Raw genomic sequence first — 14,961 nt, 5'->3', positions numbered from 1 at the left:
GCTTCGAACGCTAGGCTATGCCATGTGAGTCACTCAAACGAATCCCTCCTGCTCATCGACGGACACTCCCTGGCCTACCGGGCATTCCACGCCCTTCCGGTGGAGAACTTCTCCACCAGCACCGGCCAGACGACGAACGCCATCTACGGCTTCATCTCCATGCTCATCAACGTCCTCCGCGACGAAGAGCCCAGCCATGTGGCCGTGGCCTTCGACCTCGGACGCCAGACCTTCCGACTCGAGGAATACCCCGAGTACAAGGCCGGCCGGGCGAAGACTCCGCCCGAGTTCCACCCGCAGATCGACCTCATCAAGGACATCGTCACGGCGATGGGCATCCGGGTCGTGACGAAGGAGGGCTTCGAGGCAGATGACATCCTGGCGACGATGGCGAGGATGGGCACCGAGGCGGGCTCGTCCGTCGCGGTGATGAGCGGTGACAAGGATTCGTTCCAGCTCGCCACCGACAACGTGACGATCCTCTACCCGAAGCGCGGAGTCAGCGATCTCAACCGGATGACTCCGGCCGCGGTCGAGGAGAAATACGGGGTCAGCCCCGCGAACTACCGAGGACTGGCCGCTCTCGTCGGCGAGAAGGCCGACAATCTGCCCGGCGTGCCCGGAGTCGGTGACAAGACCGCCGCCAAATGGCTCACCGCTCATGGCGACCTGCCCGGAGTGCTGGAGAACGCAGAGTCGATCGGCGGAAAGGTCGGGGAGAAGCTGCGCGACCACATCACCGAGGTGGAGCGGAACTATCGACTCAACCGCCTCCTCGACGACGTCGACCTGGGGCTGGAATTCGATGACCTGGCGTGGGGCGAAGGCGACCCGACCGAGCTGTCGAGCCTGTTCGATCAGCTCGAGTTCCAAGCCCTCGGCAAACGTCTGGCCGCGATCTTCCCCGAAGCCGGCACCGAATCCGAGCCGGCACCGGCACGGGAGACGACCATCGAGACCGTCGACATCGACGCTCTGCTGACGAAGATCTCCGACCACGATGTGCTGGCGCTCGATTCGGATGCCACCTTCGAACTCGGCCATGGTCAGGCACGGACCCTCGCGGTCTCCGCCGAACCCGGGCAGGCGTGGGTCGTCGACCTCGCCGAGGCGGGGCAGAAAGCCGTCGGCAAGCTCGGCTCCGCACTGGGCGGGCATTCGCTCATCCTCCACAGCTCTAAGCTGCAGATCAAAGCGTGGGAGTCGATGGGACTGTCCGTGACCGATATCGCCGGGGACACGGCTCTCGCCGCCTACCTCCTCGTCCCCGATGCCCGTGCGTACGAGCTCGGGCAGATCTCCGCCGATCGCGCCGGAATCGACCTCAGCGAACCCGAATCCGATTCCGGGCAGCTCGCCCTCGACCTCGACTCGGATGCCGCAGTGACCACGCACGGCCAGCGCGCCGCCGCCCTTCTCGAAGTCCATGAGGTGCTCGCGAAAGCCGTCGACGATGCGAACATGACGCAGGTGTACCGCGAGATCGAGCTGCCGCTCGTGCCCGTGCTCGCGCGCATGGAAGCGACGGGAATCGCTGTCGACGAGGCCGGACTGTCGAACCTCATCGACGAATTCACCAAGCAGGCCGAGGCCAGCGCTCAGGAGGCCTACGACGCAATCGGCCACGAGGTGAACCTCGGATCTCCCAAGCAGCTGCAGACCGTGCTCTTCGACGAGCTCGATATGCCCAAGACCAAGCGGACGAAGACCGGCTATACGACGGATGCCGAAGCCCTGGCCGAACTGTTCGTCAAGACCGAACACCCCTTCCTCCAGCACCTGCTGGCCTACCGGGATTCGACGAAGCTCAAGCAGACGGTCGTCGGACTGCTCAAGACCGTCGCCGACGACGGCCGCATCCACACCACCTACCAGCAGACCGTGGCCGCCACCGGTCGGCTCTCGTCATTGGACCCGAACCTGCAGAACATTCCGGTGCGGACCGAATCGGGTCGCCGCATCCGGGAGATCTTCATCGCCGACCCCGAGGTGTCGGGCGGGACTCTGCTCACCGCCGACTACTCGCAGATCGAAATGCGCATCATGGCTCACCTGTCCGGAGACGCCGCGCTAATCCAGGCGTTCAAGGACGGCGAGGACCTCCACTCCTATGTCGGCTCGAAGGTCTTCGGCGTCGGCATCGACGAGGTGAACTCGGAGATGCGTTCGAAGGTCAAGGCCATGTCATACGGGTTGGTCTACGGTCTCTCCGCCTACGGGCTCTCCCGGCAGCTGGCGATCGGCGTCGACGAAGCCAAGGGGCTGATGGACCAGTATTTCGAGCGCTTCGGAGCCGTCAAGGACTACCTCGACGACATCGTCGAACAGGCCCGGGCGAAGGGGTTCACGGAGACCATCATGGGCCGCCGCCGCTATCTGCCGGCTCTCCACAGCGACCGCCGGCAGCTGCGGGACATGGCCGAACGCGCCGCACTCAACGCACCGATCCAGGGCTCGGCCGCCGACATCATGAAGATCGCCATGCTCAAGGTCGCCGAGCGGCTTGACGACCTGCAGTCGCCGATGCTGCTGCAGGTCCATGACGAGATCATCGTCGACGTCCGTCCCGACGAGATCGATGAGGTGAAGAAGATCGTCACCGAGGAGATGGGTTCGGCATTCGAGCTCGATGTGCCCCTGGACGTCAACGTCGGCACCGGTCGCTCCTGGCACGCCGCCGCCCACTGACCGGCTGAGGGCTATAGCGTTCCTCGTTCAAGGGCCAGCGCAGAAATCGATGCTGCCCGTGATCGATCAAGGCCGCGCCCACTTATCGCGGCGTGTACCTATCGCAATGCGAGCTGGCGCTTGAATGAGGTTGCTGCGCGCGGCGCTGCTTGACCGAGCGTTCGCCTCAGTGCGCGGCTGGGCGGCGCCTCAGTCCTTGTTCAGAGTGGTGGAGAAGATCACGGTGCCGGGCATGAGCGCCCCGCGCAGCGGCGACCAGCCGCCCCAAGCGGTCCGATTCTCTTCCGGCCATTCGGGTTCGGTGACCGAATCGATCGTGAAGCCGGCGTCGACGAGGAGGCTGACCCAGTCGCTCATCGTCCGGTGATGCTCGGCGTAGACCGGCTGACCGTCCGAGGACAGCTCGACGTACGGAGTGCGATCGAAATACGAATACTCGACGGTCAGCCCGGCCTCACCGGGGACGTCGGGGAACATCCACCGCATCGGGTGCGTCGTCGAGAAGACCCACTGCCCGCCGCTGCGCAGCACTCTGGCCACCTCGGCGAAGACGACTTCGGCGTCCTTGACGAAGGGCAGGGCCCCATAGGAGGAGAACGCACCGTCGAAGCTGTTCGACGCGAACGGCAGCTGCCGGGCATCGGCGAGGAGGAATGTCGGGGGAGTCGCCTCGGTGCTCAGGGGATTTTCGCGCTGCAGACGTGAGGCCTGTTCGAGCATTCCGGCGGAGACGTCGACGCCCGTGGTGATCGCTCCCTGTTCGGCCAGCCACCGGGAGCACTGACCGGCACCGCAGCCGACCTCGAGCACCTGCTTCCGGTCGACGTCGCCGAGGAGGCGGACATCGGATTCGTGAATTCCCTCCGGACACCAGATGAAATCCGATGCGCCGAGGAACGTGCCGTGTTCGGCCAGATACTCCTCGGCAGAGTTGTCCCAATAGCTGCGATTGGCCCGGACTGAAGCCTCTTCGTCGATGGGGAGATAGCCACCGCTGATGACCTCGGCTCCGTCAGTTCCTTCGCTCATGGTTCCTCCGTGGCCCCAGGTGGTGATAATTCGACTCTTCGGCGTGCATTCACGCCTGAAAAGGTGCTAGCATTGACAACCGTATGCGCCTGTGCATACAAGTCCAAATTCGCAATCGAGACCGGATTCGGTTCTTGCGGCAACTTACACGACCTGCCGCCAGGGTACCGGATCTGGACCAATATTCCATCGGAGTCCCTACCTATATGACCACCACCACGCCGGAATCGGTGCAGCCGAAGCAGGTCGCTGTCAACGACATCGGAACCGCTGAGGATTTCCTCGCCGCCGTCGATGAGACCATCAAGTACTTCAACGATGGCGACATCGTTGAGGGCGAAGTCGTCAAGGTCGACCGTGACGAAGTCCTCGTCGACATCGGATACAAGACGGAAGGCGTCATCCTCGCACGTGAGCTTTCCATCAAGCATGATGTCGATCCCGGCGAAGTCGTCGAGGTCGGGGACGAAATCGAAGCCCTCGTTCTTCAGAAGGAAGACAAAGAGGGTCGTCTCATGCTGTCCAAGAAGCGTGCTCAGTACGAGCGCGCCTGGGGCGACATCGAGAAAATCAAGGAAGACGACGGAGTTGTCACCGGCACCGTCATCGAGGTTGTCAAGGGCGGCCTGATCGTCGACATCGGACTGCGCGGCTTCCTGCCCGCATCCCTGGTCGAGATGCGCCGCGTCCGCGATCTCGCTCCCTACATCGGCCAGCAGGTCGAAGCCAAGATCATCGAGCTCGACAAGAACCGCAACAACGTGGTCCTGTCGCGCCGCGCCTGGCTCGAGCAGACCCAGTCGGCCGTCCGCCACGACTTCCTGCAGACCCTGCAGAAGGGCCAGGTCCGTCCTGGTGTCGTGTCCTCCATCGTCAACTTCGGTGCGTTCGTCGACCTCGGTGGTGTCGACGGACTCGTCCACGTCTCCGAACTGTCCTGGAAGCACATCGATCACCCGGGTGAGGTCGTCACCGTGGGTGACGAGGTCACCGTCGAGGTCCTCGACGTCGACATGGACCGTGAGCGCGTTTCGCTGTCGCTCAAGGCCACCCAGGAAGATCCTTGGCAGCACTTCGCTCGCACGCACGTCATCGGACAGATCGTGCCGGGCAAGGTCACCAAGCTCGTTCCCTTCGGTGCGTTCGTGCGCGTCGAAGACGGCATCGAAGGCCTCGTCCACATCTCCGAGCTGGCCGTGCGCCACGTGGATCTGCCGGAGCAGGTCGTCTCGGTCGACGAGACCATCTACGTCAAGGTCATCGACATCGACCTCGAACGCCGCCGCATCTCGCTGTCGCTGAAGCAGGCGAACGAAGGCGTCGACCCCGAGGCCGAAGAGTTCCTCGACCCCGCTCTCTACGGCATGCCGCAGGAGTACGACGAGGACGGCAACTACAAGTACCCCGAGGGCTTCGACCCCGAGACCAACGAATGGGTCGAGGGCTACGAGGCTCAGCGCGAGACCTGGGAGCAGCAGTACGCTGCCGCTCAGGAACGCTGGGAAGAGCACAAGAAGCAGGTCGCCAAGGCCATCGCAGCGGACGCCGAGGCCTCCGCAGCCGATGCCGTCGGCTCTGCCGAAGCCGCTCCGGCCACCGGATCGTTCTCCTCCGAAGAGACGAACGACGAGGGCACCCTGGCCAGCGACGAAGCTCTCGCAGCTCTGCGTGAGAAGCTTGCAGGCAGCTGATAACAGCTCCCACAAGGGCTCCCGGTCGGAAGGCCGGGAGCCCTTTGTGTATGCCCCCACAATCCGAGCGCGCCTGCGCCCCTGGCTGTGGTACACCCTCATCCTCTGCGTCGGCAGCCTGACCGTCTTCGGCTCCGTCGCCGCCGATCCCGGCGGCAGCGTCGTCGCCTCCAACGATGACACCTCCCTGTTCATCTGGTGGCTGGGACACGGTGCACAGGTGCTCGCCGACGCCCTCGGATTCGGACCGGGGGAGACCGGGAGCCTGCTGTACACGGAATCGATGAACGCCCTCGGCGGGGGAGTCAACGGGGCGTGGAACACCTCCCTGGCCGGCTTCGCGATCCTGCTCGCTCCCGTGACGTGGGTGGCCGGCCCCATCGTGAGCTACAACCTGCTCATCCTCGCCTTCCCGGTGCTGGGCAGCCTGGCCGCAGCGGTGCTCTTCCGCCTCTTCCTCGACCGTGTGCCCGCATTCATCGCCGCCGGCGGAGTCGGCTTCTCCAGCTATGTCATCGCCCAACTCGGCGGCCACCCGAACCTCGCCTATATCGTCACGCCTCCCCTGACCGCGTGGGCGATCCTCGCTCTCCTCGACCTCGGACGGACCACGACCGAGCACGGTCGCTCACCGCTGCGCCGCCGTCGCCTCTGGCTGCTCGGCACCGGGTTCGGTCTCCTCCTCGGATTCCAGTTCTACGTCTCCACCGAAGTCCTGGCCGGAACATTCCTCGCCGCACTGTGCTTCCTGGCAAGCCTCGCTGTCTTCGGCCGACGGCTCTTCAGAGCCCGGTCCTGGCTGGCTCTCGGGCTCGGCTCCGCCGTCGCCGGGATCATCGCCCTGCTGTGCGCGATCCCGCTGCTGGTGACCATGGCGGGTCCGAACGCCCCATCCGGCGCCATCCGCCCGCACGGAGTGTGGAACACCGACCTGCTCGACCCGATCCTGCCCGCGGCGCCGGCCTGGCTGAGTTCCGGGGTCTCCCCGCTGCCACGGATCATGGACATCGACCCCGCCGAACTCGGTGCCTACGTCGGCGCACCCGCGCTGGTGGCTGCCGTGCTCATCGTCGCCTGCCTCGGACGCCGATCCGATCACGCTCTGCCGGTGCGCATCGCCGGCGCTACCGGCCTCCTCGTCTTCCTGTTGGCATTAGGCTCCCCGATCCTCCTCGGCGGTCGGGTATTCGTCGAAACCGGTCCGTTCGCCCTCATCGAAGCGATCCCCGTCCTCAACAACATCCTGCCGATGCGCCTCGTCCTCCACTCGACGATCGCGCTGTTCGCGGTGCTCGGAATCGGTCTCCAATGGGTGCTGAAGCACCGGAGGCTGCGTCGCGCCCGCGCTCTGCTCATCCTTCTCGTCCTCGCCGCCGTGGCCGTCCTCCCCGGTCCGCAGAACGCCCACGAAGTCAATGTCCCCGACTTCTTCACCGAATCCATCGCCGAGGTGGTCCCCGCCGGATCCGTCGTCAAGACCTTCCCGCGCCCTCTGGCGTGGGCCGAACCCCACGCCGACGAAGCCATGGTGTGGCAGTCGGTGAGCGGATTCCGCTACCGAGAGACCGGAGGCTATTTCATCGGGTCGAGTCCGGAATCGCCGGTGACCTATTCCTCCCCCGAGGATGCCCTCGACGAACTGCTGCACGGCTCCGTCTTCGACGGGGAACCCATGCCGGACGGAAACAGCCCGGAAGTCGCCTCGGCGATCGCGGAGCTGCGGGCAGCCGGGGTCGACTTCATCGTCCTCGCCCCCGACGCCCCGCTCCTGCCGGGAGACGATGGAGAGTACGCGGGCTTCCTCGACGCCGCCGTCGGCGATCCGATCTTCGCCGACGAGGGCGTGCGGGTCTACCGACTGGATCAGTAGGATGATCCCATGCTGAGAATCGGTCTCACCGGCGGAATCGGCGCCGGAAAGTCAACGGTGTCCGCGATGCTCGTCGACCACGGGGCAGTGCTCGTCGACGCCGACAAGATCGCCCGCGAAGTCGTCGAACCCGGCCAGCCTCTGCTCGAGAGGCTGGCCGAGACCTTCGGGGCCGAGGTGCTGCACCCCGACGGTTCGCTCAACCGACCGGCACTGGCAGCGGCCGCCTTCGTCGATTCCGACCGCACGGCACAGCTCAACGGACTCATGCACCCGGCGATCCGCGACCGCACTGCCGAACACTTCGCGAGTCACGCCGATGCCGAGATCGTCGTCCACGACGTGCCGCTGCTCGTCGAGAACTCCATGACACCTGCCTACCACCTCAACCTCCTCGTCGATGTGCCCGCCGAGGTGCGGCTGCGCAGACTCATGGACTCCCGCGGAATGGACCGAGACGACGCCGCCGCACGGATCTCCCGCCAAGCCGACGACGAAACCCGCCGTGCGGCCTGTGACGTCATCATCGACAACTCCGGTTCGGTCGAGGAGACGAAAGCTGCCGTCGGACGCCTCATCGAATCGCGGATCCGCCCTTTCGCCGCCAATCTCACGGCCGGCCGGCGGGCCCCGCGAACTGTTCTGGACCTCGTCGACCCCGCGGACGCGGACTGGTCCGGTGACGCACAGCGAGTGGTCGCAAAGCTGAGGCACGGCACCGGCGACGAATTCACCGTCGAGCACATCGGCTCCACCTCGGTGCCGGGACTGCCCGCCAAGGACGTCATCGACCTGCAGCTCCTCGTCCCCGATCTCATCGCCGCCCGGGAGCTGGAGCCTCGATTGGCCGAGCTCGGGTATCCGGGCACAGAGATGAGTGACCACCTCGGTGAGGGCGGAACCGAACCGAAGTGGTTCCACGCGAACACGGATCCTGGTCGGGCCGTCAACCTGCATGTGCGCACAGCCGACTCCGTCGGTGCGCACTTCGCCCGAGCATTCCGGGACCTGCTCACCGAGGATGCGGGGGAGCGGGAGAGGTACCTGCAGGTGAAGCGCGAACTCACCGCCGAAGCGAAGGCAGCAGGCGCGACGGACGCGCAGAGGACGCGAACCTATGCGGAGTCGAAGGAATTGTACTTCCTCGAGATGCGTCGCAGGCTCGTTCCCGACAGCTTCGACTGACGCGGTGACATACGGCACCAGGCATTCAGTCGGTGGCGTCGTTCCGGCTCCGGCCTGCCCAATGTCAGGGGCGGGGGCTAGGGTTGGACTATGAGCTCAGAACGCCCCCTGCCAGCGATCGGCCACCGTCCCGACGTCACCCGCGAGGTGGCGCCCTTCGAGGTCGTCTCAGAGTACTCGCCCTCCGGTGATCAGCCGACGGCGATCAAGGAGATCTCCGAACGCCTTGACGCGGGGGAGCGCGACATCGTCCTCCTCGGTGCCACCGGTACGGGCAAGTCGGCGACGACGGCATGGCTCATCGAGCAGGTGCAGAGACCGACACTGATCATGGCGCCGAACAAGACACTGGCAGCACAGCTGGCCAACGAATTCCGACAGCTGCTGCCCAACAATGCTGTCGAGTACTTCGTCTCCTACTACGACTACTACCAGCCGGAAGCCTATGTGCCGCAGACGGACACGTTCATCGAGAAGGACTCCTCGATCAACGACGAAGTCGAGCGTCTGCGCCACTCGGCTACGAACTCGCTGCTGACCAGGCGTGATGTCGTCGTCGTCTCGACGGTGTCGTGCATCTACGGTCTTGGCACTCCGGAGGAGTACGTCGACCGGATGGTCACCCTCCACAAGGGCGACGAATGCGACCGGGACGAACTGCTCAAACGCTTCGTGTCCATGCAGTACGCCCGCAATGATATGGCCTTCACCCGCGGCACCTTCCGGGTTCGCGGAGACACCGTCGAGATCATCCCGCAGTACGAGGAACTCGCTCTGCGCATCGAATTCTTCGGCGATGAGATCGAATCGCTGCAGACCCTCCACCCGCTGACGGGTGAGATCGTCCGCGACGAGGACACCATCCACGTGTTCCCGGCCAGCCACTATGTCGCCGGTGAGAACCGGATGGCGACGGCCATCAGCGGGATCGAGGAGGAGCTGCAGAAGCGCCTGAGCGAGTTCGAGTCGCAGAACAAGCTGCTCGAAGCGCAGCGGCTGAAGATGCGCACGACCTATGACCTCGAGATGATGGAGTCGATGGGCTTCACGTCCGGGATCGAGAACTACTCCCGGCACATCGACGGTCGCGATCCCGGTTCGGCACCGAACTGTCTGCTCGACTACTTCCCCGAGGACTTCCTCCTCGTCATCGACGAATCCCATGTCACGGTGCCGCAGATCGGCGGCATGTACGAAGGCGATATGTCGCGCAAGCGCACCCTCGTCGAACATGGGTTCCGCCTGCCCAGTGCCATGGACAACCGGCCGCTGAAGTTCGACGAGTTCCGGGAGCGGGTGGGACAGAGCGTGTACCTGTCCGCCACCCCCGGCAACTTCGAACTCGGCAATTCCAACGGCTACGTCCAGCAGATCATCCGTCCCACCGGCCTCGTCGACCCCGAGATCAAGGTCAAACCGACGAAGGGCCAGATCGACGATCTGCTCGATGAGATCAAGACGCGCGTCGACGCGAACGAGCGTGTGCTCGTGACGACGCTGACGAAGAAGATGGCCGAAGATCTCACCGACTATCTGCTCGAACACGACATCCGCGTCCAGTACCTCCACTCCGACGTCGACACCCTGCGCCGTGTGGAACTGCTCACAGAGCTGCGGGCCGGTGAGTTCGATGTGCTGGTCGGCATCAACCTGCTGCGTGAGGGCCTCGACCTTCCCGAAGTCTCCCTCGTGGCGATCCTCGACGCCGACAAGGAAGGCTTCCTCCGGTCATCGACCTCGCTCATCCAGACGATCGGTCGTGCCGCACGTAACCTCAACGGCCAGGTGCACATGTACGCCGATACGATCACGGATTCGATGCGCACCGCCATCGACGAGACCGACCGCAGGCGGGCCATTCAGATCGCCTACAACGAAGAGCACGGAATCGACCCGGCACCGCTGGTCAAGCGGATCGCAGACATCACCGAACGTCTGCAGCGCGAAGACGAGGACACGCGCGAGCTGCTCACCGAATTCGACTACGGAAAGGGCAGGCGCGGTTACAACTCGACGCTGACCGACGAACAGAGGGAAGCCGCCGGCAAGCCCGGTTCGCTGCGTCCGCCGGCTGCCGACCTCACCGAGCTCATCGAATCGCTGACCTCGCAGATGCATACGGCGGCCGCGGAGCTGCAGTTCGAGCTCGCCGCGCGACTGCGTGATGAGCTCTCCGATCTCAAGCAGGAGCTGCGTCAGATGAAGGAGGCCGGGCACGCCTGAGCCGCACCGGTGAAGAGCGAGTGATGCTTGCGTGTTTATACTGGTGTGCTGGCGAAAGGGAGTATCCCGTCCATCCGCGGTCGTCACCACGACCCCTCACGGGGTCCGGCCGCGGAGCGCACGCAGCTTCACCGCGTGGGAGAGACTTTCGACCTGGATACATCCTGTTCACCACGAAAGGCATCCATGGATATTCTGTCCTCCACGCTCGCGGCCGGCGGCAACGCCGCTGCAGCGAGCGAATCTCCGATTCCCGTCTGGTTCATGATCACCTCGGGAATCATCGTCGTTGCGATCCTCGTCTTCGACCTCCTGCTGGTCGTCAAGCGACCACACACCCCGTCGATGCGGGAAGCGAGCATCTGGGTCGCGTTCTACGTCGCCCTGGCTCTGATCTTCGCCGGCGCACTCTTCGCCATCGGCGATGCCCAGCACGGCAGCGAATTCCTCACCGGCTGGCTGCTCGAGTACTCATTGAGCATCGATAACCTGTTCGTCTTCATCATCATCATGGGCAGCTTCTCGGTACCGCGGAAGTACCAGCAGGAAGTGCTCATGGTCGGCATCATCATCGCCATCATCTTCCGCGGCATCTTCATTCTCGCGGGTGCGGCGATCATCAGCGCCTTCGTCGAAGTCTTCTTCATCTTCGGCATCTTCCTCCTCATCGTCGCCTACCGTCAGGCCTTCAGCTCCGAAGACGAGGGCGACGGCGAGAACGGCCTCATCCGGTTCCTGCGGAAGCGGATCAACGTCGTCGACGAATACCACGGCAACAAGCTGCGGGTGACCCTCGACGACAACAAGAAGTACTGGACCCCGATGTTCATCGTGTTCATCGCCATCGGCTCGACCGATGTGATGTTCGCACTCGACTCGATCCCCGCGATCTTCGGCGTCACGCAGAATGCGTTCCTCGTGTTCACCGCGAACGTGTTCGCCCTGATGGGACTGCGTCAGCTGTACTTCCTGCTCGGAGGGCTCGTCGACAAGCTCGTGTACCTCCACTACGGAATCGCTGCGATCCTCGGGTTCATCGGCATCAAGCTCATCATCCACGCTCTGCACTCGAGCGATTGGGAGTTCCTGGCGTGGGGACATTCGATCCCCGAGGTGCCGACGTGGCTGTCCCTGACCGTCATCGTCCTCGCCATGGCGGTCGCCACGATCGCCTCGCTGATGAAGATGAAGAAAGACGGAATCTCCTTCAAGGACGTCAGCGCCGACCAGTCGGACGAGTCCGAAGAGGCCTGAGCCGATCGGATTCGGTCGTGCCGACACCGCCTCGGTGTCGGCACAGAACGAGCGGGGTCCGTCTCGATCTCTCGAGACGGACCCCGCTCGTGTCTGCTCCGTCCGGGCAGACCCGAACCGGAAGGAGGCCGCTCAGCCCAGGGCGAAGGGCCCGAACACGGGAGTCCACTCGCGGATGTCCGTCGACTCGATGACACCGAGCGAGGCATAGGGATCGGCGGCCAGGTGCCCTTCGACCTCTGCACGGTCGGCGGCGCTGAGGATCAGCAGACCTCCCGGCTGCGGATCGTTGTCCAGGGGACCGGAGGCGAGGATCGTTCCGGCCTCATTCATCTCCGCCTGCCATTGACGGTGCGCGGGGCGGTGCTCCATCCGCGTATCGGTATCTGGACCGTAGTGATAGGTGACGGCGAAGACCGGCATATGTGACTCCTCGGTGTCGAGCAATAGGATGGAACCAGTCTAATCGGAAAGGTCTGTGCATCAGCGTGGCCAGATTGCAGGAGATCCCAGCGGAATTCGCGGACGACGACACGATCTATGAGTCCTTCGGCGAATACTGCCAAGCGATCGGAGTGGAGCCGTATCCGGCTCAGGACGAGGCGTTCCTCACGATCCTCGCCGGCGACAATACGATCATGGCGACCCCGACCGGTTCGGGGAAGTCACTTGTCGCTCTCTTCGCGCTCTACCAGTCCTTCACCCGGGGGATCCGGTCCTACTACACGGCCCCGCTCAAGGCCCTTGTGAGCGAGAAGTTCTTCTCCCTCATCAACGCCTTCGGCGCCGAGAACGTCGGCATGATCACCGGCGACTCCACGGTCAACCCCGACGCTCCCGTCATCTGCGCCACGGCAGAGATCCTGGCCAACCAGGCGCTGCGTGAGGGCGGAATGCTCGACGCCGGAATGGTCGTCATGGACGAGTTCCACTATGTCGCCGATCCCTCCCGGGGCTGGGCCTGGCAGGTGCCCCTCCTCGAGATGCCGCAGACCCAGTTCGTTCTCATGTCCGCCACCTTGGGCGACACGACCGACATCCGGTCGACCATGACGGAGACGACCGGACGCGGATCCTCCGTGGTCACCTCCGCGACCAGGCCCGTCCCGCTCGACTACGAATACTCGACGGAGACGCTCTCTGACACTCTGCGCGGACTCGTCCGCAACGACAAAGCCCCGGTCTACGTCGTCTCCTACTCCCAGAACGGAGCCATCGACCTCGCCACCAACCTGCTTTCGGTCGACCTCGCCTCCAAGGAGCAGAAAGCCGCGATCGCCGCAGCCATCAAGGGCTTCACCTTCGGCAAGGGATTCGGGCAGAGCCTGCGCAAACTGCTTCTGCACGGCGTCGGCGTCCATCACGCCGGAATGCTGCCGAAGTACCGCCGACTCATCGAACAGCTTGCGCTCAAGGGCCTGCTCCTCGTCATCTCCGGCACGGACACCCTCGGCGTGGGCATCAACGTGCCCATCCGCTCCGTGCTCCTGACCGGACTGACGAAGTTCGACGGACGGAAGATGCGCAGACTCAGCGTCCGCGAATTCCAACAGCTCGCCGGACGTGCCGGCCGCGCCGGATTCGACACCCGCGGCTACGTGATCGCCCAAGCCCCCGAACACGTCATCGACAACCTCAAGGCCGAAGCCAAGGCTGCGAACGATGACAAGAAGAAAAAGAAGAAGGTCAAGAAGAAAGCCGCCCCGGTGGGCTTCGTCGGCTGGTCCGAAGAGACCTTCACCAAACTCATCGAAGGCGAGTCCGAGACCCTGCGGCCCCGGATGAAGATCGACCATTCGACGATCCTCAACCTCGTCGCCCGCCCCGGCTCCGATGTCGCGACCATCAGCGACTTCATCGACAAGACGCATGAGACCCGGGAACGCCGACTCGACCTCAAACTGACCGCGATCAGCATCGGACGCTCCCTCATCGACGCCGGACTCATCGAGGTCCGGGGCAGCGAGCTCATCGCCACCCAGGACCTCGGCCCGCAGTTCGCGCTCAACCAGCCGCTGGCGCCCTTCGTCCTCGCCGCACTCGAGCTGCTCGACGAAGACGACGACACCTACGCCCTCGACGTCGTATCCATCGTCGAGGCGACCACCTCGGTTCCGTTCCAGATACTGAAGGGCCAACTCGACAGGATCAAGGGGGAGACCCTGGCCGAGCTCAAGGCCGACGGCGTCGAATACGCCGAACGCATGGCGATCCTCGACGAGATCGAAAGCCCCGCACCCCTGGCCGAGATGCTCGATCCGGCCTTCGACCATTTCGTCGAAACCCATCCCTGGCTGCACCGAGGCGGCTTCGAACCCAAATCCGTCGTCCGCGACATGATCGAGCAGGCGATGGGCTTCACCCAGTTCGTCGGCTACTACAGCCTCGCCCGGGCCGAAGGCAGCCTGCTGCGCTACCTCACCGACGTCTACCGAGCACTGCTCCACAACGTCCCCGCGGAGAACCGGACCGAGGAACTCGAGACCATCATCGAATGGCTCGGGGAGACCATCGCCCGGACGGATTCGTCGCTGCTCGACGAATGGCGGACCCTGCAGGGACTCGACCCCAGCGAACACGACGATGATCTGCCGGCACTCGATCGCCGGTTCTCCGAGAACACGAAGGTCTTCACCGCAGAGATCCGCAACGCCCTGTTCCACCGTGTGCTGCTGGCCGAACGCGCGAACTACACCGAGCTCGGCCGCCTCGACGCCGAATCGGGATTCGACTCCCGGACCTGGGAGGACGCAATCGAGGACTTCTACGACGAATACGGGGAGCTGCATGTCGACCAGAAGGCCCGCGGACGGGAATATATCGACATCACACCCGGTTCGCACACATGGAGCGTCCGACAGATCCTCGCCGATCCCGACGACAACAGGGACTGGGCCATCGACGCCGAGGTGGACGTGGCCGCCAGCGACGAATCCGGCGATATCGTCCTCCGCATCCTCTCCGTCGGAGAGATCGGCAGATGAGCCGGAAACCGCTGCGAATACAGCAATGTCAGTGCCG

9 protein-coding genes are annotated in these 14,961 nt (G+C 64.3%); 7 read left to right on the top strand and 2 right to left on the bottom strand.

What is annotated here, in order from left to right:
- The first annotated feature begins 24 nt into the window (after window positions 1–24).
- On the top strand, window positions 25–2,688 hold the full coding sequence (gene polA / locus AC2W7L_RS04670) for a DNA polymerase I (protein ID WP_486003463.1): 2,664 nt from the start codon (window positions 25–27) through the stop codon (window positions 2,686–2,688).
- Window positions 2,689–2,877: 189 nt separating this feature from the next.
- Here polA and AC2W7L_RS04665 read toward each other — a convergent pair whose 3' ends face one another.
- Window positions 2,878–3,717, bottom strand: a complete 840-nt coding sequence (locus AC2W7L_RS04665) for a class I SAM-dependent methyltransferase (protein ID WP_486003462.1) — start codon at window positions 3,715–3,717, stop codon at window positions 2,878–2,880.
- Between the two features lie 206 nt (window positions 3,718–3,923).
- Here AC2W7L_RS04665 and rpsA point away from each other — a divergent pair, with 206 nt between their 5' ends.
- From rpsA to AC2W7L_RS04640, 5 genes are all read left to right on the top strand, one after another.
- On the top strand, window positions 3,924–5,408 hold the full coding sequence (gene rpsA, locus AC2W7L_RS04660) for a 30S ribosomal protein S1 (RefSeq protein WP_127364393.1): 1,485 nt from the start codon (window positions 3,924–3,926) through the stop codon (window positions 5,406–5,408).
- A gap of 46 nt (window positions 5,409–5,454) precedes the next feature.
- Window positions 5,455–7,278, top strand: coding sequence for a hypothetical protein (locus AC2W7L_RS04655; RefSeq protein ID WP_486003461.1), 1,824 nt, complete (start codon window positions 5,455–5,457; stop codon window positions 7,276–7,278).
- Window positions 7,279–7,287: 9 nt separating this feature from the next.
- Complete coding sequence (gene coaE, locus AC2W7L_RS04650; protein ID WP_486003460.1) at window positions 7,288–8,463, top strand: dephospho-CoA kinase; 1,176 nt, start codon at window positions 7,288–7,290, stop codon at window positions 8,461–8,463.
- A gap of 90 nt (window positions 8,464–8,553) precedes the next feature.
- A complete protein-coding gene (gene uvrB / locus AC2W7L_RS04645; protein ID WP_486003459.1) occupies window positions 8,554–10,686 on the top strand; it encodes an excinuclease ABC subunit UvrB in 2,133 nt (710 codons plus the stop codon).
- 186 nt (window positions 10,687–10,872) lie between these two features.
- The gene (locus AC2W7L_RS04640; protein ID WP_410711393.1) at window positions 10,873–11,940 is read left to right on the top strand and encodes a TerC/Alx family metal homeostasis membrane protein; all 1,068 of its coding nucleotides are present in this window, start codon (window positions 10,873–10,875) and stop codon (window positions 11,938–11,940) included.
- Between the two features lie 132 nt (window positions 11,941–12,072).
- On the opposite strand, the gene AC2W7L_RS04635 is transcribed toward AC2W7L_RS04640, so the two are convergent.
- The gene (locus tag AC2W7L_RS04635; protein WP_101553507.1) at window positions 12,073–12,363 is read right to left on the bottom strand and encodes a YciI family protein; all 291 of its coding nucleotides are present in this window, start codon (window positions 12,361–12,363) and stop codon (window positions 12,073–12,075) included.
- A gap of 65 nt (window positions 12,364–12,428) precedes the next feature.
- Between AC2W7L_RS04635 and AC2W7L_RS04630 the strand changes: the two genes are divergently transcribed.
- Entirely contained in the window at window positions 12,429–14,924 is a 2,496-nt protein-coding gene (locus AC2W7L_RS04630) for a DEAD/DEAH box helicase (RefSeq protein WP_486003458.1), read from the top strand.
- Window positions 14,925–14,961: the final 37 nt, after the last annotated feature.

This window comes from Brevibacterium sp. LAARM3_SD1 (assembly GCF_057364765.1).
Note: the sequence above shows the minus strand (reverse complement) of the source record. Positions and strands in the feature narration are given on the sequence as shown.